Source organism: Polaromonas sp. P3_B1 (genome assembly GCF_056402935.1).
Map to the genome: position 1 here is coordinate 24,669 of NZ_JBFUGK010000015.1, position 21,386 is coordinate 46,054.

15 protein-coding genes are annotated in these 21,386 nt (G+C 64.7%); 6 read left to right on the forward strand and 9 right to left on the reverse strand.

All coding sequences use genetic code 11. The features are described 5' to 3' along the window. Nucleotides 1–22 precede the first annotated feature (22 nt). The 6 genes from AC1DXS_RS10680 to mdeB all read right to left on the reverse strand — a co-directional run bounded on the left by AC1DXS_RS10680 (nucleotide 23) and on the right by mdeB (nucleotide 10,217). On the reverse strand, nucleotides 23–1,702 hold the full coding sequence (locus AC1DXS_RS10680; RefSeq protein WP_477737490.1) for a GspE/PulE family protein: 1,680 nt from the start codon (nucleotides 1,700–1,702) through the stop codon (nucleotides 23–25). Nucleotides 1,703–1,725: 23 nt separating this feature from the next. Further along, a complete protein-coding gene (locus AC1DXS_RS10685; RefSeq protein ID WP_477737491.1) occupies nucleotides 1,726–2,448 on the reverse strand; it encodes a tetratricopeptide repeat protein in 723 nt (240 codons plus the stop codon). Between the two features lie 9 nt (nucleotides 2,449–2,457). Beyond that, nucleotides 2,458–4,350, reverse strand: coding sequence for a type II and III secretion system protein (locus AC1DXS_RS10690; protein ID WP_477737492.1), 1,893 nt, complete (start codon nucleotides 4,348–4,350; stop codon nucleotides 2,458–2,460). 20 nt (nucleotides 4,351–4,370) lie between these two features. Further along, the gene (locus AC1DXS_RS10695; RefSeq protein WP_477737493.1) at nucleotides 4,371–5,096 is read right to left on the reverse strand and encodes a type II secretion system protein; all 726 of its coding nucleotides are present in this window, start codon (nucleotides 5,094–5,096) and stop codon (nucleotides 4,371–4,373) included. 127 nt (nucleotides 5,097–5,223) lie between these two features. After that, the gene (locus tag AC1DXS_RS10700) at nucleotides 5,224–6,942 is read right to left on the reverse strand and encodes a type IV pilus assembly protein FimV (protein ID WP_477737494.1); all 1,719 of its coding nucleotides are present in this window, start codon (nucleotides 6,940–6,942) and stop codon (nucleotides 5,224–5,226) included. A gap of 617 nt (nucleotides 6,943–7,559) precedes the next feature. After that, the gene (gene mdeB, locus AC1DXS_RS10705; protein WP_477737495.1) at nucleotides 7,560–10,217 is read right to left on the reverse strand and encodes an alpha-ketoglutarate dehydrogenase; all 2,658 of its coding nucleotides are present in this window, start codon (nucleotides 10,215–10,217) and stop codon (nucleotides 7,560–7,562) included. A 106-nt stretch (nucleotides 10,218–10,323) separates the two neighbouring features. Here mdeB and AC1DXS_RS10710 point away from each other — a divergent pair, with 106 nt between their 5' ends. After that, on the forward strand, nucleotides 10,324–10,791 hold the full coding sequence (locus AC1DXS_RS10710; RefSeq protein WP_477737554.1) for an Lrp/AsnC family transcriptional regulator: 468 nt from the start codon (nucleotides 10,324–10,326) through the stop codon (nucleotides 10,789–10,791). Between the two features lie 19 nt (nucleotides 10,792–10,810). On the opposite strand, the gene AC1DXS_RS10715 is transcribed toward AC1DXS_RS10710, so the two are convergent. Then, on the reverse strand, nucleotides 10,811–12,628 hold the full coding sequence (locus AC1DXS_RS10715; RefSeq protein WP_477737496.1) for a 7TM diverse intracellular signaling domain-containing protein: 1,818 nt from the start codon (nucleotides 12,626–12,628) through the stop codon (nucleotides 10,811–10,813). A gap of 27 nt (nucleotides 12,629–12,655) precedes the next feature. After that, a complete protein-coding gene (locus AC1DXS_RS10720; RefSeq protein ID WP_477737497.1) occupies nucleotides 12,656–13,120 on the reverse strand; it encodes an Lrp/AsnC family transcriptional regulator in 465 nt (154 codons plus the stop codon). 181 nt (nucleotides 13,121–13,301) lie between these two features. On the opposite strand from AC1DXS_RS10720, the gene AC1DXS_RS10725 reads away from it, so the two are divergent. From AC1DXS_RS10725 to AC1DXS_RS10745, 5 genes are all read left to right on the forward strand, one after another. Then, complete coding sequence (locus tag AC1DXS_RS10725; RefSeq protein ID WP_477737498.1) at nucleotides 13,302–14,354, forward strand: 1-aminocyclopropane-1-carboxylate deaminase; 1,053 nt, start codon at nucleotides 13,302–13,304, stop codon at nucleotides 14,352–14,354. Nucleotides 14,355–14,394: 40 nt separating this feature from the next. Then, the gene (locus AC1DXS_RS10730; protein WP_477737555.1) at nucleotides 14,395–15,381 is read left to right on the forward strand and encodes a Bug family tripartite tricarboxylate transporter substrate binding protein; all 987 of its coding nucleotides are present in this window, start codon (nucleotides 14,395–14,397) and stop codon (nucleotides 15,379–15,381) included. Between the two features lie 2 nt (nucleotides 15,382–15,383). After that, nucleotides 15,384–16,925, forward strand: a complete 1,542-nt coding sequence (locus tag AC1DXS_RS10735) for an amidase (protein ID WP_477737499.1) — start codon at nucleotides 15,384–15,386, stop codon at nucleotides 16,923–16,925. 91 nt (nucleotides 16,926–17,016) lie between these two features. After that, on the forward strand, nucleotides 17,017–18,147 hold the full coding sequence (locus AC1DXS_RS10740; protein WP_477737500.1) for an ABC transporter substrate-binding protein: 1,131 nt from the start codon (nucleotides 17,017–17,019) through the stop codon (nucleotides 18,145–18,147). A gap of 187 nt (nucleotides 18,148–18,334) precedes the next feature. After that, complete coding sequence (locus tag AC1DXS_RS10745) at nucleotides 18,335–19,663, forward strand: esterase-like activity of phytase family protein (RefSeq protein WP_477737556.1); 1,329 nt, start codon at nucleotides 18,335–18,337, stop codon at nucleotides 19,661–19,663. A 91-nt stretch (nucleotides 19,664–19,754) separates the two neighbouring features. Here the strand turns inward: AC1DXS_RS10745 and AC1DXS_RS10750 are convergent, their stop codons facing one another. Then, a complete protein-coding gene (locus AC1DXS_RS10750; RefSeq protein WP_477737501.1) occupies nucleotides 19,755–21,371 on the reverse strand; it encodes a peptide chain release factor 3 in 1,617 nt (538 codons plus the stop codon). Nucleotides 21,372–21,386 lie beyond the last annotated feature (15 nt).

Below are 21,386 nucleotides of genomic sequence, written 5' to 3' on the forward strand. Positions count from 1 at the left end.
TTTTACGGAGTGGGTCAGCCCGTCAATGCGCCGCGAGATTGACCACGCGGCTGCCCTCTTCCACCGTGGTGTGGCCGGCCAGCACGTAGCGGATCGCATCGTCGCGCAGCGAGGTGAAGCCCTCCGCGCGGGCATGGCGCGCCATTTCGATGTGGCTGGCGTGCTTGGCCACCAGGTGATCCAGCGTTTCGTCGAAACACAGCACTTCCATCAGCAACACCCGGCCCAGAAAGCCGCGCTGACTGCAGTGGACGCAGCCCACGGCCTGGTGCAGCGGGTGGTCGTCGTCGGGCAATTCGAGCAGGATTTTTTCGTGCGCGGTTGGCGGGCGGCGCGTCTTGCAATGCGGGCACAGGCGGCGCGCCAGACGCTGGCCTATCACGCCGACCATATTGCCCGCCAGAATTTCAGCCGACACCCCTATGTCGCGCAGCCGCTGCACCGCGCCCAGGGCGGAATTGGTGTGCAGGGTTGCAAACACCTGGTGGCCCGTCATGGCGGCGCGAAAAGCCATTTCGGCGGTTTCCGAATCACGGATCTCGCCAACCAGGATCACGTCCGGGTCTTGCCGCATCAGGGCGCGCACGCCTTCGGCAAAGCCGATTTTCTCGGTCACCTGGGTCTGGCGAATCAGGGGCAGCGGGTACTCGATGGGGTCTTCCAGCGTCATGACGTTCACCGCTTCCGTGCTGATCTGGGCCAGCATGGAGTACAGCGTGGTGGTTTTGCCGCTGCCGGTGGGGCCGGTGACCAGCACAATGCCCTCGGGCCGGTTCATCAGCGCGTGCAGCCTGTCCATGGTGGTCTGCGTGAGCTGCAAACGCTCCAGCGGGACGATGCTGCGTTGCCGGTCCAGAAGGCGCAGCACGATGTTTTCGCCGTGGGCCGTGGGCAGGCAGGCCGCGCGGAAATCGATCTGGCTTGCGCCTACCTCCATGGAAAACCGTCCGTCCTGCGCGGCGCGGCTTTCGGCGATGTTCATGCCGGCCATGACCTTGAGCTTGACCGCCAGCGCGGGCCACATCGAGGCATGCAGCAAGTGCGCCTGCATGAGCACGCCGTCGACGCGCACGCGCACGCGCAGCAGGTGCTCCTCGGGTTCGAAGTGAATGTCCGACGCCAGGCTGTTGAAAGCGTTGTGGACGATGGCCTCGATCAGTTTGTCCACGGGCGGCTCCTTGCCGCTGGCGGCGAGCAGGGCGTCCACGCTGGGCCTGTCGCCGTAGACGCGATCGATCTCGCGTACCAGTTCGCCCGGTGCTGCCAGCGCCAGGCGGACGCGGGGCACGCCCTTGGCGCGCAGGTGCGCGCTGATCTGGTCGAGTGCCACCAGGTCGTCGGTGTCGTCTATGGCCAGCAGCAGTTCGCCCTGGGCCGTCATTTCCACGGGCAGGACGCCGTGTTTGCGCGCCAGCGGCGCGGCCAGCAACTGCAGCAGGGCTGGATCGGTGCGATGGGTCACCAGGTCGACCTCAGGCAGTTTGTGCAATTGCGCACGCAAGGCGCGCAGTTCCAGCTCGCCCACAAAACCCAGACCGGCCAGCTGCGCATGCAGGCTGCCGCCGCGCAGGCGCTTTTCGGCCAGCGCGATGGCCAGTTGGGCGGAGGTGATGCGCCGCTGCTGGAGCAGGGCTTCAGCCAGCTCGCGTTCGGCCTTGCGCAGGGTCACCGCCTGGTCTTGCGGATGGGTCGTGGGTGCCATGGACATGTGCGGTGACCGTTGTCTCAGGAAGCCGGCGCGGCCAGCGCGCGCAGGCGGTTGCGTACCGCTTCCTGGTTGAAGGCGGCCGGCTGGCGGTAGGAGAGGTTCAGGGCCTTGACGTACTGGCGCATGGCCTCGGGCCCCTGGCCCAGGCGGTCCAGCGCCAGCGCGAAGTTGTAGAGATAGTCGGGCTGGCCGGGCTCCAGTGCCGCCGCGCGCTCGAAAGACAGGCGCGCCTCGCCCCAGCGGCCTTGTTCGGCGTGAATCACGCCCAGCGCGAAATGCAGGGGCGCGTTGCGCTCGCTGCGTTCGGCCAGTTGCTTGAAGCGGGCGGCAGCATCGCCGGGAATGCCGCCGCCCACCAGGTATTGCGCGGCCAGTGCCTCGGCATCGCGTGGATAGAGTTCGAGCAGGCGCCGCAGCGCGGCCTGGGCCGCCTGGTGGTCTTCCAGCCCTTCCAGACACCAGGCCAGGCCGATCAACGCATCACGCAAGGTGCCGTCGCGCTTCAAGGCCTGTTCGTAGGCACTGCGTGCCTCGCCGTAACGCCCCGCCTGCAGGGCCTCGTAGCCGCGCTTGACATCGGCGTCCACTGTGGGCGCGGGCTTGCGGCGGGTGATGCGGATGTCCGGCTCCCGCGACGCAGCCCCGGTTTGGGCTGATGGGTTGGCGCCCGGCTTGGCCTGGCTCCAGGCCAAGGTGGCGGTACACAGCAGCAAGGGAAAAAGTCGAAAGGAGCGGTGCATGGGTTTCTGTCAGGGTTGGCGTGAGGGCTGGGCTTCAAAAGGTTTCCGGCCCAGGGCTTCCGGCGCCGCATCCTTGAAGGCGCTGGAAGTGGGCAACAGCGGTGTGAAGGCCTTGTAGTCGCCGGCCAGCGAGGCATCGCCCACCACCACAGGCCGCAAAAACACCACGAGTTCGGTTTTGCTGCGCGTCGCCTGTTTCTGCTTGAAAGCCTCGCCCAGAATTGGGATGCGGCTGACACCCGGCACCGCGTCTTCGCCGTCGTTGCTGGCGTCCTGCATCAGGCCGCCCAGCACGGCGATTTCGCCGCTTTGCACGCGCAGCACGGACTCCAGTTCACGCGATTGCACCACGGGGATTCGGTTGATGATGGGCGGGGTGGTGCCCAGCAGCGCGGGGTTGGGATCGACGATTTCGCGCACCACGCGGCTGATGGTGGGACGCACGTTGAGCGTGACTTCGCCGCTTTCGGCCACTTGCGGCGTCACCGTCATCACAAAGCCTACGGGCACCGAGTTCACGTTGGAGGTGTAGGTGTCGGGCGAGGTCTGGACCAGTTGCCCGGCGGAACTGAGGGTGCGTGTGCCTGGCGTAAAACTGATGGTGACGTACACATAGTTGTCCACCACCTTGAGAGCCGCCGTCTGATTGTTCAGCACGGATATCTTGGGGCTGGATAGCACCCGCGTCTGGCCGAAAGATTCCAGCAGTGAGAGGATGCCGCTCCAGTCGCCGCTGCCGCTGGTGTAGCTCATGCGCAGCAGCGAAGCATCCTGTGTGCCGGAAAACGCGCCCGTGCCTGAAGGCAGCATCTGGAAGCTCAAACCACGCAACAGACCGCCTTGCACCACCTTTTGCCAGTTGACGCCCTGCTGGGAAGCATTGGACAGTGTGACCTCGACAATCGTGGCTTCGATCAGCACTTGGCGCCGCGCGCTGGCGCTGATGCGGTCGAGAAACTGCCGGAACTGGTCATGGCCGCGGGAGGTGGTGTAGACCGACAGCTGGCCGGTCTCGCGGTTCACGACGATGTTGGCGGTGCTGGCGTTTGCAGAGGAATTCGACGCACCGGTCGAACCGTTGCCGCACTCGACCTTGTCTGTACTGGACTGGGTGGCCAATACCTGTTTCAGCAGGTCGGGGGTTCCGGCGTTGGTCATAAAAGGCGTTGAAGTACCCGCGCCTGTGGCACTGTTCGGTGCGGCGCGGGAAAGTTCCATCGCGATGCGCAGGCGGTCGTCACGTTCGCGTTCGCGCTCCTGCTTCTGGGCGATGTCGTCTTTCTGTTTGAACTCGAGGTTCGCCGCACCCACGATCAGGCAGGCGTTGTGGATCAGCGTGTCCCAGAACTGGTTGTCGGCGGCGTTGCTGATGCTTGCATTTGAAGAGCCCGCCGTGTTGCCGGTGCCGAGTTGCGAAGACACGGAGGTCTGGCTGGACGATTGCCGCTTCAGGTTGACGTAATCCACCGCGTAGTGGCCCAGGTAGGGTGTGTCGCGCTGCAGGCGCACCGTGTTGCCCGTCATTTCATAACGCAGGTCGGCCTGCTGCGCGATGCGATCCATCAGCTGCTGCAGGGTCTGGTCGGTGGCATTGATGGTGACCTGGCCCGCGATGGAGGGATGGATGTCCACGTTGAGCCGGTTGTCGCGCGCCAGCGCGAAAAGCAGCGTTTTGACGGGTACCTCGTTGACCACCACGCTGAACAGCTCCTGCTGCGTTTGCGGCTGGGGCGTCGCCGGCAGTGCCGGCAGCCGCACCGGCCGCAGCGCCGCCGGGGCAGCAGACACCTTCACCGGCTCGGCCATCCCTATGTGTTGCGTGCTGGGGGCTGGCGGCGCCACGGCGCAGCCGGCCAGCAGCGCGACGGTGAAACTGGTTACTTGTATGCGAACAGGTGCCATGGCGGAGTTGTGCGGATGGGTTAAAGCAGCCACGCTCCCATGCAGTTGGCCTGGCTGGGATTGGCCCAGGTGTTGACGGTACCGCCCACAGGAACAGGCGCGCAAGTGGCGAGGGGCAATGTCTGGGTGCCCGTCAGGAAAAACCGAAGTTGACCGCCTCCAGGAAATCCGTCGTCAGCCTTGCGGTCGACTTCGGCCAGAACCTGCGAGGGGACGGTTCCTCCCGTGGTCATCACCAATCGGCTAATGCCGGGAGTCGTCGTATCGAGCCAGGAAGTAGCGACGCCTGTGGTGGTGCTGTTAAGCCAGCCAAGCTCAAGGAAGTCGCCGTATACATTGGTGGGGCCGTTGCTGATGATTGCGTTGCCGTTTGCCGTCACAGTCATGCAAGCGCCGCAGGAAAGAAAGCCTGCTGCGGTGAGGTTCTGGAAAAACAATATCCCCTCGCTACCCCAGGCGATTTGCCCATCCCCGGCACCAGCAGTTGAGGCCACCGCACCGTTCCCAACGACTGCCGCCTGAGCCACCGTCAAATCGCCCGGCAGCATGCGGTAACGATCCAGAAAGCCGACGTAAGCCGTCTGGATCGCAGATTTCTGGTCGATGAGGTTGCGCACACGCGCCGACTGGATCAGCTCCTGCCCGCGCAGGATGCCGCCTATCAGCAGGCCGATGATCATCAGCACGATGGCGATTTCGACGAGGGTAAAACCGCCTTGGCGGCGGGCAGTTGAATGATGTTTCATGATGCTTGGCTCCTCTATGTGTTTGCGATGACGAAGGACTGACGGGAAAACAAAAAAAGGAAGATGAAGCCCAGCTGGAGGCCGGGCCGGCTGCAAGCGGGTGCGGGCAAGGATGAAGCGACGCGGTTCATACGGGACGTGCTCCATACGCCGTGGCCATGCGCAGTGCGTCGTCGACGGCGCTGCTGGCGGAGGAAGGCGGTGGTTTTTGGACGGCCGGCGCCACGGCTTGTGCTGCGGGCGCCAGGGGGAGCTCCTGCGTCTGGGGCGGAGCTGCGGCTGGCTGGTAAAGCGGGTTGCCCGGATCCAGTTGCTGGCCGAGAACCAGGACGCGGTCCCACAGTTCCCCGGTTTCGCCGGTCAGTTTGCGCAGCGCGGGCATGTAATCCACCAGGCCGGTGCGGTCGCCTTGGGCGCATACCACCCGCACCAGGAGGAACCAGGCTTCATGGCTGCGCGGATTCTGCTGGAGGAGGGTGTCCAACAGTTGCCGGGCATCGGCCAGATGACCGACGACAAAAAGGGCCCGGGCGTCTTCCAGTCGGGACGTCACTGCCTGTACTGGAACTTGCCTCTGGCGCATAGGGGCGGTGTAGGCCTGCTCTGCCTCGGCAGGGTTGAGCTCGAAGACCGAACGCCCCGCGCCGCCGCTGTCCGTGACCTCGGGGACGCGACGCCGGGTACGCCAAAAACGCGAGACCCCTGCCGCGAGCAGCAGTGCAGCGAGGAACCCAATCAGCCAGAGCCAGATGGATGAGCGTTCGGCAAGGCGGGGGGCCTGGGTTTTCTGCGCACTCGCGGCGGGTGGCGCCGCTGCGGGCACCACGGCCAGTGGGGATGGTGCGGATGCGGTAGATGATGCAGCAGCTTGCGGCAAAGGGACTCGCGATGCGGCCGCTGTGACGTCGGCGGCCAGCTCGCGCATCTGCCGCGCATTGCGCTCCAGCTCTTGCATGCGGGTTTGCTGGTCAGCCTCGCGGCGCTCTTGTGCGATGCGGTCGGCTTGGGCCGATTTGGCTTGAGCCAGCCGCAGACGGTCTTGCTTAGTCCCGGAGGGTGGCGATGCGGCTCGCTGCATCGAAACCACACCGGCGTGTTCGCGGTTCTTGAAGGGAAAGCGCAGCGCCGTTTCGAAAGTCATGCCTCCTGTCAGGCGGGGCTGCGCCGTATTGGCAGCCGTGGTGGGTTCAACGCTGTTGGGCGTAGCCGCGGCGATTTCGTCCGCCAGCGGAGCCACCATTGTGGGAGTTGCCGCCTCGGTAGCAGCACCGTTTGCCTTGGGCCGGGCCGAAGCATCGAGCAGCAACACATAAACCTGTTGGGTGCTGCCCGTAGGCCAGGTAAATTCCAGCACCAGTTCGACCAGTTGTGTCTGCGCCGCTTGCGAGGCCGTCAGCAGCAGTGCCGCGCGCCGGCGCAGGCCTTGCGCCGGCAGCAAGGAAACCTGGGCGCGGTCCAGCCAGGCCGGATGGGCGACGCCGTTCTCACGGAACGACTGCTCTGAGCCCAGCTTCACTTGCAAGCCGGGTTGAATCTCCGATGCCAGTTCAATCTCGACCCGCAGCGGCTGGGTGGGGCCGGAAAGCAGGGTGGCGTCGCCGAGATTGACCGCAGCGCAAGGCAGGGTGCAACCCATCAGCGCGAAGAGCGTCATGCGGATGACGAGGCGGGAGGAATACATGAAATCGGCCAGGCCATGGATAGGGGTCTGGAATACGGTGCGCGTGCCCGATTCGGCCCGGCCAGGCAAGCGGCGAGGCGCCAGCAGGACGGCCGCCGCAGCCGCTGAGCACTGCAGCTCATGGACGGCGCTGTGGGAGTGGCCATTGATGCTGCTGGTGATCATGCGGAGAAGCTTGCGAGGCCCCGGAACGCGCCGGCGGCGCCCTGGGGCTGGGTGATTTGAGGAATGTGGGCTGCAAGCCGCCCGGTTTCCTGCGGGGAATCGGCCTTGCCGTGGGGCGTGCGCAGTGTGGCGCTGTGAGATCCCTCTTTCGTGCAGGACGCGGCAGGGGTGCAATTCATGGGGTTGTCGGGAAGGGAGCGTGACCAGCCTGGGGTTCGCGGTTTGGATGTTGCGAAGCTTACTGACCGCTTCCACTGCGGCGCCGCGGGATAGTCTTCACGCGGACAGTCTTTATCTGATTCTTTTTTCTTCTTCGGCTTTGTGTTAATGAACTCAGTGTTTTCCCTGGACTGCCTGAAGGATTCGCTGTGGCGTGGCTTGATTCACGCCAGGCGGCGATGACAACGGCGTTTGCGCGCGCGGTCGAACGCGTGCTGCCTGTGTCTGGGTCAGTCGCACGGCCGGTGCCAAGATCGTGTGGGAGCGATGCGCGTGTGGCGCGCGGCTGTGCCGTCCGAGGACTGGCTGGATGTTTGGGCGCGGCCAGGGAACGCCTTGCCGGCGTGGTGCCTGCCGCGCCAGGCGGAAGAAATCCCGCCCGGCTTGCGAGACCTCGCTTAAGCGGGCTTGAGCGTGTGCCGCGCGGCCTTCACGATGCTTTGCGCATCGACGCTGAAAAACTCGCGCAGCGCGGCGCGCGTGTCGCTGCGGCCGAAGCCGTCGGTGCCCAGGGTCAGGTAGCGCCGGCCTTCGGGCAGGAAGGCGCGAATGCTTTCGGACACGGCGCGCACATAGTCGGTGGCGGCAATGATGGGGCCGGTGCTGGCCTTCAACTGCTGCGCGACGAAGGCTTCAGCGTGCGCTTCACCGTTGAGCGCCGCTTGCTGGCAGGCAGCGCCATCGCGCGCGAGCTCGCTCCAGCTGGTCACGCTGTACACCGTGGCGGCGATGCCCTGCTGCGCGAGTTGCCGCGCGGCCTTGATGACTTCAGTAAGGATGGCGCCTGAGCCCATGAGGGTGACTTCGCCGGCAGCCTTTCCGCCTTCGGGTGCGAAGCTGTCGAAGCGGTAGCAGCCGCGAATGATGTCGGCCTCCGCGTCCGGCCGCAGGTCTGGCTGGGCATAGTTTTCGTTCATCAGCGTGACGTAATAGAACACGTCTTTCTGCTCGACCATCATCTCGCGCATGCCGTGGTCCAGGATGACTGCGAGCTCGCAGGCGAAGGCCGGGTCATAGGCCTTGCAGTTGGGAATGGTGGCGGCGACCAGGTGGCTGGTTCCGTCCTGGTGCTGCAGGCCTTCGCCGCCCAGCGTTGTGCGGCCTGAAGTCGCGCCCAGCAAAAAGCCGCGCGCGCGCTGGTCGGCGGCGGCCCAGATCTGGTCACCCACACGCTGGAAGCCGAACATCGAGTAGTAGATATAAAAGGGCAGCATGGCCAGGCCGTGCACGCTGTAGCTGGTGGCGGCGGCCGTCCAGCTGGCCAGGGCGCCGGCTTCGCTGATGCCTTCTTCAAGAATCTGGCCGTCCAGCGCCTCTCGGTAGCTCAGCACCGAACCTATGTCTTCGGGCGCGTAGCGCTGGCCCACGCTGGAATAAATGCCGACCTGCTTGAACAGGTTGGCCATGCCGAAGGTGCGCGCCTCGTCGGCGACGATGGGAACGATCTTGGGGCCCAGCGCAGTGTCCTTGAGCAAACCGCCCAACATGCGCACAAAAGCCATGGTGGTGCTCATGTCCTTGCCGTCCGCCGCCAGCGCGAACTGCGCGTAGGAGGGCAGGGCGGGGATGTCCACGATATCGGCCGCGGTTTCGCGGCGCGGCAAATAGCCGCCCAGCGCCGCGCGTCTGGCGTGCATGTATTGCATCTCGGCGCTGTCGGCGGTGGGCTTGTAGAAGGCCAGGTTTTTCGCCTGCTCGTCGGACAGCGGCAGGTTGAAGCGGTTGCGGAATTCGACCAGGTCCTCGCCGTCGAATTTTTTCTGCGAATGGGTGGTCATGCGGCCCTGGCCGGCGCTGCCCATGCCATAGCCCTTCTTGGTGTGCGCCAGGATCACCGTCGGCTGGCCCTGGTGATTCGCGGCCGCGGCGTAAGCGGCGTGGATTTTCACCAGGTCGTGGCCGCCACGTTTGAGGCGGTCTATCTGCTCGTCCGTCATGCCCTGGGCCAGGCGCGCGAGTTCGGCATTCTGGCCGAAGAAGTTGTCGCGGTTAAAGCGCCCGTCCTTGGCGGCGAAGGTCTGCATCTGGCCGTCCACCGTCTGGGCGAAAGCCTGCGTGAGCGCACCGGTGAGGTCGCGCGCGAACAGGCCGTCCCAGTCGCTGCCCCAGACCAGCTTGATGACGTTCCAGCCGGCGCCGGCAAACAGTTTTTCGAGCTCATCGATGATGCGGCCGTTGCCGCGCACCGGGCCGTCCAGGCGCTGCAGGTTGCAGTTGACGACCCAGACCATGTTGTCCAGGCCTTCACGCGCGGCCAGGGTCAGCGCGCTCATGGATTCGGGCTCGTCCATCTCGCCGTCGCCGAACACGCCCCAGACCTTGCGTCCTGTGCAATCGAGCAAGCGCCGGTGCGTGAGGTAGCGCATAAAGCGCGCGTGGTAAATCGAGCTGATCGGGCCTATGCCCATGGAGCCGGTCGGGAACTGCCAGAAGTCCGGCATCAAATAGGGATGCGGGTAGCTGCACAGGCCTTGCGCACCCTGCCCAGGCGCGCTGAGTTCCTGGCGGTAAAAGCCCAGGTCTTTTTCGCTGAGCCGGCCTTCGAGGTAGGCGCGCGCATACACGCCGGGCGCGCTGTGCGGCTGGAAGAACACCAGGTCGCCGCGGTGCTGGCCTTCAGCCACCCCTTCGCGCGCGTGAAAGAAGTGGTTGAAGCCGGTCTCAAACAGGTCGGCCGCGCTGGCATAGCTGGCGATGTGGCCGCCGAGTTCGGCCGAGCCACCGGTTTCGGCCTGGTTGGCGCGCACCACCATGGCCAGCGCGTTCCAGCGCATCAGCGAGGCCAGGCGCTCTTCCATCGCGAGGTCGCCGGGGAACACGGGCTGCTCGTCCACGCCTATGGTGTTCATATAAGGCGTGGCCAGCTCGGGCTGCCAGCCTATGCGCTGCTTTCGCGCGACGCGGCTCAATTCGTTCAGCATGTGGCGCGCGCGGGCCGGGCCGTGGGTCAGGGCCAAGGCTTCGAATGCTTCACGCCATTCGGCGGTTTCCTGCGGATCGGTATCGGCGGCCACATGGGCCGGCGCCAGCAAATGGTGGGGGGTGGAATGGTTCATGGCAAAAATGACTGTACGCAGGTTTGTACGGAAGGTGTAGCCTCAATATCGTGGTTTATGGGTGTTAAGAGGCATAAAATGCCGTGAAAATAAGTTTTTACAGATGATGCAGCTTGATGCTCTCGATTTAAAGATCCTCGACGAACTGCAGCGCGACGGCTCGCTGTCCAATGTGGAGCTGTCGCGGCGTGTGCACCTGAGCCCTTCGCCCTGCCTGGCCCGCGTCAAGGCACTGGAGGCCGGCGGCGTGATCGACCGTTATGTGGCGATTGCCAATGCCGCGGCGCTGGGCCTGGGCCTCAATGTTTTTATCTCCATCAGCCTGCGCACGCAAAGCAAGGAGTCGCTGGCCGACTTCGAGCGGCGCATCGCCGAGCATGACGAAGTGATGGAGTGCTATTTGATGTCGGGCGACAGCGACTACCTGATACGTGTGGCGGTGGCCGACATTGGCGCGCTGGAAAAATTCATCCTTGAGCAGCTCTCGCCGATTTCGGGCATCGAGAAGATTCGCTCGAGCTTTGCGCTCAAACAGGTGCGATACAAAACGGCCCTGCCGCTGCCCCTGCGCTGAAGTTCAACGGGTGCCGCGCTCACCCCAGTGAGGGGTGCGAGGTTTCAATCGCGTTGATCTTGGCCAGCAGGTCTTCGCGCCGGTGGGCCTCTTCACCCGCGGCGCTGCCGGGCTCGAGCGGCGAATCGACAAACTGCACCGGCCGTTTGGTACCCGCCGCCATGTGGTGCAGGCGTATCTTGAGCAGGTCGGTTACCTCCGCGGCGGTTTGTGCGCGGGGCGTGTCGTGCCAGATGGCGATGTGCAGGATGAAGGCGCCGCCGTCAGCGAATTTTTCAGAAGCGCGTATGCAGTCCGCCAGGATCTTTGTGGCCATCTCCGAAAGCACGGCGCGGCTGACCGGGCCTTCGACGAGCATCATGAAATGGTTTTCATCGCAGCGTGCCACGGTGTCCACGTCACGCGCGGCACCGCGCAAGATTTCCCCGATGCGCGACAGCGCGGCGCCGCGCTTCAAGTCGCCCGCCTCGTCATGGCTGGGAGCCTGGTTGAGCCAGTGGAGCATCATCGCGCCGCAGGCCAGCTTCTGCCGGCGGCCGCGCAGCAGCATGGCCGGCAGCCTGGCCTCGATGATGCGCGGCAGCATCAGCCCGCTGGCCGCATCGTAAGTAGACAGGGCGGCGCCCCGGTGGTTGGAAAACAGCGCCGCCCGGCTGCGCCAGGCGAGCACCCCGAAAATCCAGAGCAGGCCGACCATGGCAGACAAGACGCCGGCTGCCTGCGCCGATTCCACATTGAGCACCCAGCCCGCGTTGTAGGAAAGCCGTGCCAGCGCGGCCCCGCCTATGGGCGCGGCGCCCAGCAGCAAAAGGAGGTTCCAGGCCTGGCCGCGCAGCGATATCCAGACCAGGCTTGCCAGGATCGCCACGGTGGCCATCGCCAGCCACAGGTTGCGCAGGTCGCGCGGCACGAAATCCAGGCGGACCATCATCACGCAGGCCATGAGCAGGCTGCCCGCCGTGACGCCGGCCAGCAGCTTGTACAGACGCGGGTGGCCGTCCCGGGCATAGCTGGCCTGGGCGCAGAACCAGGCGGCCGCGGCCATGGTCACCGTGGCCGACACCCAGCCCATGACCTGGTTGAGGTGCACGCTGTAGGGCCAGATGCGCCAGCCGCCGTAACCGATCAGCACCAGCTGCGTGAACATCAGCGTGACCACGACGGCGCCGAACCACAGGAACACCTTGCTGCGCGACATGCTGAAGGCGGCCAGGCACAGCACGGCCAGCACGCTGAACATGCCCCACATCAGGCCTATCACCACGCCGACCCGCGAGGCGCCGTCTATGTATTCGGTGGGCGTGAGCAGCATGGGCCGCTCGGTGATGGGGCGGCGGTGCTCAAAGCGCAGGTAGTAGGCCTGCGGCTGGTCGGTGTGCGATTGCAGCTCAAAGCTCGGGACGCGGGTGCGCAAGGCCCAGTAGGCGGGGGCAATCGCTTCGCCTGCGGCTTGAACCTGCCAGCCGCCTTGGGCGTCGCGCGCGTAAAGGCTTACCTTGTAGACCGCCTGGGCCGGCAGCCGGATATACCAGGTCTGCAGGGTTTCGGTGGTGGGCATGGCGAAGCTGGCCCAGACTTCCTGCGTGTCCGAGGTGGGAAGAACGGTGTCGTCGGTGTAGGGCTGGAAACGCTTTGCGGGGGCCGCGAATTCAGCGGTGGTGAAGATGTCGGGAGATGCAATGGAGTCCCTGGGCACCGCGATCCATTGCAGCGGCTGGGCCAGCGTGATCTGCGCGCTGCTTTCATACAGGCGATCGAACACCTGCGCATTGCCGATGCCGCAGAGGGCGCACATCAGCGTGAGGAAGAGACCGCGCAGGCGAGCTTGGAGTGACATGCGCATAGCTTATTGCAAAAGCCCGGTCTAAACCGGAATCGCGGTCGTCTCAAACACCTCCTTGAGGCAGACAAAGGTGCGGATCTGCCGCACGCCGGGCAGGCCTATCAGCTGCGCCGCATGCAGCTCGTTGAAGGAGTCGATGCTCTGGATGCGCAGCTTCACGAAGTAGTCGAACTCGCCGGTCACCAGTTGCACCTCCAGGCAACCCGAGAGGCCGGCCGCGGCTTTCTCAAATGCCGCGAAAGAGTCGGTGGTGGAGCGGTCCAGCACCACGCCGATGATGACCAGCCCGTTGTAGCCCAGGGCGCGCGGGTTCACCAGCGCCACCGTCTTGCGGATCAGGCCGGCTTCCCTCAGCCGGGCCACGCGCCGCGAGCAGGCAGGGGGGCTGAGGCTGGTCTTTTCGGCCAGCTCGATATTGGGCAGCGAGGCGTCCTGCTGCAGCAGCTTCAGGAGTTTGCGGTCGATCCGGTCAAGCGTGTGTTCCACGGGGGAATTTTACAAAAATTGCAAGAAAAGTCGAATTATTGGAATTAATTCATTGAATTTATCAAAGGAAGATTTTTCAGGTTGTTTGGCGATCCGTTTAAGCAACTCATTGCAAGGTTGCCTGGCTACGATTTGATTGACCGCCGATTCAGGCTTACCTCCAACCAGGACCTCTTCTCTTATGTCTACCTCGCTCAAGCATCCTCTTCAGCACACGCTCCAGCTCCAGAAATTCGCCAGGCATTCGCTCACTTTCGGCCCCACGCCGATCCAGCCGCTCAAACGCCTGAGCGCTCACCTGGGCGGCAAGGTCGAGCTGTTTGCCAAGCGCGAAGATTGCAACAGCGGCCTGGCTTTCGGCGGCAACAAGACCCGCAAGATGGAATACCTGATTCCCGAGGCCCTGGCCCAGGGCTGCGACACGCTGGTGTCCATAGGCGGCATCCAGTCCAACCAGACGCGGCAGGTGGCGGCGGTGGCCGCGCACCTGGGCATGAAGTGCGTGCTGGTGCAGGAGAACTGGGTCAACTACTCCGACGCGGTGTATGACCGTGTGGGCAATATCGAGATGTCGCGCATCATGGGCGCCGACGTGCGGCTGGACGCCGCGGGCTTCGACATCGGCATACGCCCCAGCTGGGAACAGGCCATGGACGACGTGCGCAAGGCCGGCGGCAAGCCCTTTCCGATTCCGGCGGGCTGCTCGGAGCATCCGTACGGCGGCCTGGGTTTTGTCGGCTTTGCCGAAGAGGTGCGCGCGCAGGAGGCCGAACTCGGCTTCCAGTTCGACTACATCGTGGTCTGCTCGGTCACCGGCAGCACGCAGGCCGGCATGGTGGTGGGCTTTGCGGCCGACGGCCGGGCCGACCGCGTGATCGGGATCGATGCGTCGGCCAAGCCCGAGAAAACCCACGCGCAGATTTTGCGCATCGCGCAGAACACCGCCAAGCTGGTGGAACTCAATCGCGAGATTACCGCGAAAGATGTGGTGCTGGACACCGGCTACGGCGGCCCCGAGTACGGCCTGCCCAACGAAGGCACGCTGGAGGCGATCCGCCTGTGCGCGCGGCAGGAGGGCATGCTGACCGACCCGGTGTACGAGGGCAAGTCCATGCACGGAATGATTGAAAAGGTCAGGCGCGGCGAGTTTCCGGCCGGCTCGCGCGTGCTGTACGCGCACCTGGGCGGCGTGCCGGCGCTCAATGCCTACAGCTTCCTGTTTCGCAACGGTTGATCAACGCGGCTCGCGCTGCAACAAAGAGGGAACTACGATGATGAAACCAAGGTATGAGAAGCGCTTCTTCCTGGCCATGGCGCTGGCCTTGCTGGCGCCCTGGACCGGCGTCCATGCGCAGGGCTATCCGTCCAAGCCGGTCCAACTGGTCATCCCGTTTCCGCCGGGAGGCGCCACCGACATCGCCGGGCGGCTGGTCGCCAAGAAACTGGCCGAGCGCCTGGGGCAGCCGGTGGTCATCGACAACCGGCCGGGCGCCGGCACCGTCGTCGGTGCGGCCTTCGTCGCCAAGGCCGCGCCGGACGGCTATACGCTGCTGATCAGCTCTGGGTCGACCTTCACGGTCAACCCAGCCCTCATGCCCAAGCTGCCTTACGACCCGATCAAGAGTTTCGAGCCAGTCGGGCTGGTGGCACGCGTTCCCCTTGTTTTGCTGGCCAACGTTGATGTCCCGATCAACGACCTGAAGCAGCTGATCGCGGCGGTGCAGCGCGCGCCGGACAAGTACATGTATGGCTCGTTCGGCAACGGCACCACGGGGCACTTCGCGGGCGAAATGCTGTGGAGCACCGCGGGCATCAAGCTGCAGCACATCGCCTACAAGGGCAGCGCGCCGGCGATGAACGACTTGATGGCCGGGCAAATCCCTTTCACCATTGACACCGTCGCGGCCGCGCTACCGCAGCTGAAGGCGGCGAAACCCAGGATCAAGGCCATCGCCGTCACCGGCGAGAGCCGTGCGACACAAATGCCCACAGTGGCAACCGTGGCGGAGAGCGGCTTCAAAGGTTTCTCGGCCGACTCCTGGCTGGCCATTGCCACGCCCAAGGGGGTGCCGGCGGATGTCAAGGCCAAGCTGCAGAAGGCGCTGGCCGAGACGATGAAGGACCCGGAGCTTCGCGAAAAACTCATCGCGAACGGACTCGAGTACGCCTGGGAGCCCGCCGCCGCGGTCTCTGCGCGCATCGAAAATGAGCTGCCCCGCATGCGCGTGATTGCCTTGCGTTCCAACATCCGGATTGATTGACGGTGGCGAGCCGCAAGGAACTGGTAGCTCTCTCGGCGGTGGAGCTGCGGCGCCTGATAGAGGCCAGGCAGGTATCGCCCGTCGAACTGCTGGAAGCCTGCATCGCGCGCATCGAGGCGGTGAACCCATTCGTGAACGCCGTGACGGCCACCTGTTTCGAACGCGCGCGCGCCGAGGCCAAGGATGCCGAGCGCGCGGTGATGCAAGGCCGCCCGCTGGGCCTGCTGCACGGCCTGCCCATGGGCGTGAAAGACCTGGAGGCCACTGAAGGCCTGCTGACTACCCTGGGCTCGGCGCTGTACCGCGACCATGTGCCCGCGGCCGACAATGTGCTTGTGGCGCGGCTGCGCGCGGCCGGCGCCATCGTGGTCGGCAAGACCAACGTGCCCGAACTGGGCGCGGGGGCGAACACCCGCAACGCAGTCTGGGGCGCCACCGGCAACCCCTTCGACCCCCGGCTCAATGCCGGCGGATCGTCGGGCGGTTCGGCGGCGGCGCTGGCCTGCGACATGCTTCCGGTGTGCACCGGCTCCGACACCGGGGGGTCGCTGCGCATTCCGGCGGCCCTGTGCGGCGTGGTGGGTTTTCGGCCCTCGCCGGGCCTGGTGCCGAGTTCGCGCAAGCCGCTGGGCTGGACGCCGATCTCCGTGGTGGGCCCCATGGGCCGCACCGTCGCCGACACCTGCCAGCAACTGGCCGCTTCGGCCGGCGCCGCCGTGGGCGACCCGCTCAGCTATCCGGTGGATGCGGCCGGTTTTCTGCATCCGCCTGAATTGGACCTCGGGGCCTTGCGCGTCGGCTGGACCGAAGACTTCAACGCCTGCGATGTTGACCCCCTGATACGGGAGACCTTCCGCCGCAAGGTCGGTGCGATGTCCCACCTGTTTCGCAGTTGCGAAAAGGTGGAGTTCGACCTGGGCGAGGTGCACCGCTGCTTTGACGTGCTGCGCGCGGAGGCCTTCGTGGCTGCGACACGCGATGCCTACGCACGCGACCCCGCCAGCCTGGGGCCCAATACGCGCGCCAACTATGAGATGGGCGCGGCCATGAGCCTGCTGGACAGCGCCTGGGCCCAGGCCGAGCAGACACGCATCCTGGCCCGCTTCAATGCCACGATGGCGGGTTATGACGTGATCCTGGCGCCGACCACCCCGCTGTCGCCCTTCCCCTGGACGACGCTGCACGCCGACACCATCGCCGGCAAGCCGCAAGCCAACTACTACCGCTGGCTCGCCCTGACCTATGTCGTGACGCTGGCCACCTTGCCGGCGCTCAGCCTGCCTTGCGGAGTCGACTACGCCGGCATGCCCTTCGGCCTGCAAATCGTCGGCCACTTCCGCGCGGACCACCATGTGCTTGGCGTGGCTGCGGCGCTGGAGCAGGCCTTTGCCGGATCCGACGAGCTGCGACGGCCGCGCCCCGCGCTGGACCGCTTGCATGCCGTCGAACCGGCGCTGACATCGATCGTTTCGGCCCCGCCGCACCCCGGCGGCTCGCCAACGACGGCAGGCGGCGCCGGACACCGCATCAGTGCGGGTGCGTGAACAAAGAAAAATCAATGGCCGGTCCGGGCGATTTGGATTTCGTTGAGGACCGAGGATAACAACGAGGATAAGAACGAGGATGAGGGCGAAGATGAGAAAAAATCAATGGATCGGCCGCCTGGCCGGCCTGGTTATCGCAAGCGGTATCACGTCGTCGGTACTGGCCGCGCAGCTTGTCATTGGGCAAGTGGCGCCATTGACCGGTACCGAGGCAAGCCAGGGGCGCGCCTATGCAGCTGGAATGCGCTTGCATTTCAACGCCGTGAACAAGGCGGGCGGGGTGAATGGAAACACCTTCATCCTGACGCGCCGCGACGACGCAGGCCAACCCGACGAAACGCTGAACCAGACGCGCGCGCTTCTGACCGAGGACAAGCCCGTGGTGCTTGCCGGCTACTTTGGAAGCCGCAATATTGCCCAACTGGTCAGTGCAGGCGTATTGGAGCGTGAGCGCATCGCACTGGTCGGTTTCCGCGCGACCGAACTGAATCTGGAAGCCCCGCAACTTTATGGCGTTCGTGCCACCTTGCGAGACGAAATTACCAGAATCGCGGCGCACCTGGCGACAGTGGGGATCACCAGGCTTGGCCTGTTCCACGAGAGCGGCCCGAACGCTGCGCCGCTCATCGCGGCGGCAAAGGAAGCAGCCGCGAATGCCAAGGCCACGATCGTGCAAACGGCGGGCTATGACGCTGGAACCACTCGCGTGAGTGCGGCCGCCGATGCCATGCTGGCCGCCTCACCGCAGGCGATCATCATGATTGCAAGCGGAAGCGCCTCAGCCAGCTTCATTGAAAAATACCGCTCGGCGGGAGGGACGGCTCAACTGTTTGCGCATTCGGGCGCGGACATTGAACTCATGGCGAAGCGGCTTTCTGAAGAGCAGATGCAGGGCATCGCCATCGCCCAGGTCACGCCCAGCCCCTACAAAATGAGCAACCGGCTTTCCAAGGAGTTCAACGACATCGTTGCAGCGGCCGGAGCCCAGGAAGTGCCGATCAGCTACGCCATGATGGAGGGCTTCATCGCGGCAAAGGTGATTGTTGAAGCCGCCCGGCGACAAGGCTCGCGTGTCACCCGTGAAGGTTTTACTTCCGCCCTGGATGGAATGGAAAACTTTGACCTGGGAGGGTATGTGGTCGGGTTTCGCCCAGGAATGCACACCGGTTCGCGCTTCGTGGAGATGACCATCGTCAGCGGAAACGGAAAAATCCGGCAATAGGGCAAAGGCAAAGCAGGGGCAATTTCCCGGCTACCGGGGACGGGGCGAGCCCCCATGTCATCGCGACGTCACACCGGTTGGCGACCATGCGTCTTCCTTTAACCATGGATGACACATGTTCTTATCTGATTCTGGCGCCACTGCCTGTTCCTTGCCAAAGCGCCCGACCGGCCTTCTTTCCTCCCTGATGCTGGTGCTGCTGGCTTCTCCCTTGTGCGCGCTGGCGCAGTCGCCCGCGGCATTTCCGGCCACGTTGGCCGGCCATGTGGTGATGCCCGCCCAATCCTTCATCCCCGCGCCCAAGGACGCGCCGCAGGACCTGCAGGTCAGCGGCAAGTTCACCAACGGCCAGCGCACCGAGGCGCTGGGCACTGTGCCGGGCCTGTCGGCTGGCCGCCCTACCGGCGTGTCCCTGCCTTTCAAGGGCCAGCCGCTGCAGGGCCATTCCGGCATCAAGAAGATGGCCGACGGCACCTTCTGGATCATCACGGACAACGGTTTTGGCGCCAAGGCGAACTCGCCCGATGCCATGCTGTACCTGAACCGCTACAAGGTGGACTTCAAGGGCGGCACCATGAAGCGGCTGGAAACCATCTTCCTGCATGACCCCGACAAAAAAGTACCGTTTCGCATCGTCCATGAAGGCACTAAAAAGCGCTACCTGACCGGCAGCGACTTCGACACCGAGAGCTTCCAGTTCGCCGGTGGCGCGCTGTGGATTGGCGACGAGTTCGGCCCCTTCCTGATCAAGGCCGACCTCAAGGGCAAGGTGCTCGCGGTGTTCGAGACCCTGGTGGACGGCAAGGTGGTGCGCTCGCCCGACCATCCGGCCGTCACCACGCCCGGAGCACCCGGCGGCACGGTCGACTTCCAGGTCAAGCGCTCCAAGGGCTTTGAAGGCATGGCTTCGTCAAAAGACGGCAGCAAGCTTTATGCGCTGCTCGAAGGCCCGGTGTGGAATGCCGAGGCCAAAGACTATGAGCGTGTAGCCGGCAAGGAGGCCCTGCGTGTGCTGGAGTTCGACGTGCAGGCCGGCAAGTGGAGCGGCCGCTCATGGATGTACCCGCTGGAAGCCAACGGCAATGCCATCGGCGACTTCAACATGATCGATGCCACCACGGGCCTGATCATCGAACGCGACAACGGCGAAGGCACGGCCGACAAGGCCTGCCCCGAAGGCCAGAAACGCGCCGATTGCTTCCATGACATCGCCAAGTTCAAGCGCGTCTACAAAATTGAAATGACAGATGCCAATGTGGGCGGGCCGGTGCGCAAGGTTGGCTATATCGACCTGCTCAATATTGCCGATCCGCACAAGCTGGCACGCAAGCCGCTAAACGACGGCGTGCTCAAGTTCCCCTTCTTCACGATTGAAAACGTGGATGTGGTGGATGCGACCCACATCGTGGTCGGCAACGACAACAACTTGCCGTTCTCCAGCAGCCGCGAGCCGAATAAGGCCGACGACAACGAATTGATATTGCTCGAAGTCGGCGAGCTTCTGAACGCCAAATAAGCCTGCGCACAGGACTACGGGCGCCAGCCGCTATCCACCGGATAGCTTCTGGCGCCCGTTTTGCGTCTGGGGCAGGCGAGGGGAAAGCCGCTTACATCTTGGACTGGAACACCAGCCCCGCATGCTCCCGCAACGCGTGGAACTTGATCTTGGGCCATTGCTGCTCCACGGCGCGCAGGGTGGCGCTGTGGTCCACCAGCAAGGTGGGCGCATCGACGGCGTCCAGTGCCACGCGGTGGGCATTGGCGTCCATGAATTTTTTCAGTTCGTTGGCGTCGTCGCTGGTGACCCAGCGCGCCAGGTTGAAATTGCTGCCCATGATGCGGGCCTTGACGCCGTATTCATGCTCCAGGCGGTGAGCGACCACTTCAAACTGCAGCTGGCCGACCGCGCCCAGCAACAGCAGGGAGCCGGCAATCGGGCGGAACACCTGGATCGCGCCTTCCTCGCCGAGCTGGGTGAGGCCGGCGCGCAGCTGTTTGCTGCGCAGCGGGTCGGCCACCTCGACGGCGCGGAACATTTCGGGCGCGAAGAAGGGCAGGCCGGTGAACTGCAGGGCTTCGCCTTCTGTCAGCGTGTCGCCCAGTTGCAGCACGCCGTGGTTGGGGATGCCGATGATGTCGCCGGCGAAGGCGGTGTCGAGCAGTTCACGGCGCTGGCTCATGAAGCTCACCACCGTGTTGGGTCGCAACTCCTTGCCGCTGCGCACCACTTTCAGGCGCATGCCGCGCGTGAACTCGCCGCTGGCCACGCGCAGGAAGGCGATGCGGTCGCGGTGGGCCGGGTCCATATTGGCCTGGATCTTGAACACCACGCCGGAGAATTTCTTCTCCTCGGGGTGCACCACGCGCTGGATGGCTTCACGTTCGGCCGGCGCGGGCGCCAGGTCGACCAGCGCGTCCAGCACTTCCTGCACGCCGAAGTTGTTGATGGCCGAGCCGAAAAACATGGGCGTCTGCCTGCCGGCCAGGAATTCGGCACGGTCGAACTCGGGTGTGGCGCCGGCCACCAGTTCGATCTCGCCCTGGGCCTGCGTGTATTCGGCGCCGAAGCGTTGGGCGGCCTCGGCGTTGTCCAGCCCGGCCAGGATCTCGTCGTCGCCGCCGGCTTTTTCCTCGCCGGGGCTGAAGACGCGCATGCGGTCCTCGCGCCTGTCGTAGACGCCGTGAAAGAGTTTGCCCATGCCGACCGGCCAGGTGAAGGGAACGACCGTCATGCCGAGTTCGCGCTCGATCTCGTCCATCACGCTCATCGGGTCCTGTACCTCGCGGTCCATCTTGTTGACGAAGGTCAGGATGGGGGTGTTGCGCGCGCGGCAGACCTGCAGCAGGCGGCGCGTCTGCGGCTCGACGCCGTTGGCCGCGTCAATCACCATCAGCGCCGCGTCCACGGCGGTCAGCACGCGGTAGGTGTCTTCCGAGAAGTCCTGGTGGCCGGGGGTGTCCAGCAGGTTGATGACGCAGTCGCGGTATTCCATCTGCATGACCGAGCTGGCGACCGAGATGCCGCGCTGCTTTTCGATCTCCATCCAGTCGGAGGTGGCGTGGCGCGCGGCCTTGCGGGCCTTGACGCTGCCGGCGATCTGGATCGCGCCCGAAAACAGCAGCAGCTTTTCGGTCAGCGTGGTTTTACCCGCGTCGGGGTGGGAGATGATGGCAAACGTGCGGCGGCGTTTGACCTGTTTTTCGATTTCGGTGGATTCGGACATAACCCACGATTATCG

What these genes read in the sequence shown, in the direction of transcription:
- AC1DXS_RS10745 (WP_477737556.1), top strand. Translation starts at nt 18,335, where the DNA reads ATGCTGGTGCTGCTGGCTTCTCCCTTGTGCGCGCTGGCGCAGTCGCCC.
- AC1DXS_RS10750 (WP_477737501.1), bottom strand. Translation starts at nt 21,371, where the DNA reads ATGTCCGAATCCACCGAAATCGAAAAACAGGTCAAACGCCGCCGCACG.
- AC1DXS_RS10685 (WP_477737491.1), bottom strand. Translation starts at nt 2,448, where the DNA reads ATGCACCGCTCCTTTCGACTTTTTCCCTTGCTGCTGTGTACCGCCACC.
- AC1DXS_RS10730 (WP_477737555.1), top strand. Translation starts at nt 14,395, where the DNA reads ATGAAACCAAGGTATGAGAAGCGCTTCTTCCTGGCCATGGCGCTGGCC.
- AC1DXS_RS10715 (WP_477737496.1), bottom strand. Translation starts at nt 12,628, where the DNA reads ATGTCACTCCAAGCTCGCCTGCGCGGTCTCTTCCTCACGCTGATGTGC.
- AC1DXS_RS10740 (WP_477737500.1), top strand. Translation starts at nt 17,017, where the DNA reads ATGAGAAAAAATCAATGGATCGGCCGCCTGGCCGGCCTGGTTATCGCA.
- AC1DXS_RS10680 (WP_477737490.1), bottom strand. Translation starts at nt 1,702, where the DNA reads ATGGCACCCACGACCCATCCGCAAGACCAGGCGGTGACCCTGCGCAAG.
- AC1DXS_RS10695 (WP_477737493.1), bottom strand. Translation starts at nt 5,096, where the DNA reads ATGAAACATCATTCAACTGCCCGCCGCCAAGGCGGTTTTACCCTCGTC.
- AC1DXS_RS10700 (WP_477737494.1), bottom strand. Translation starts at nt 6,942, where the DNA reads ATGATCACCAGCAGCATCAATGGCCACTCCCACAGCGCCGTCCATGAG.
- mdeB (WP_477737495.1), bottom strand. Translation starts at nt 10,217, where the DNA reads ATGAACCATTCCACCCCCCACCATTTGCTGGCGCCGGCCCATGTGGCC.
- AC1DXS_RS10690 (WP_477737492.1), bottom strand. Translation starts at nt 4,350, where the DNA reads ATGGCACCTGTTCGCATACAAGTAACCAGTTTCACCGTCGCGCTGCTG.
- AC1DXS_RS10710 (WP_477737554.1), top strand. Translation starts at nt 10,324, where the DNA reads ATGCAGCTTGATGCTCTCGATTTAAAGATCCTCGACGAACTGCAGCGC.
- AC1DXS_RS10725 (WP_477737498.1), top strand. Translation starts at nt 13,302, where the DNA reads ATGTCTACCTCGCTCAAGCATCCTCTTCAGCACACGCTCCAGCTCCAG.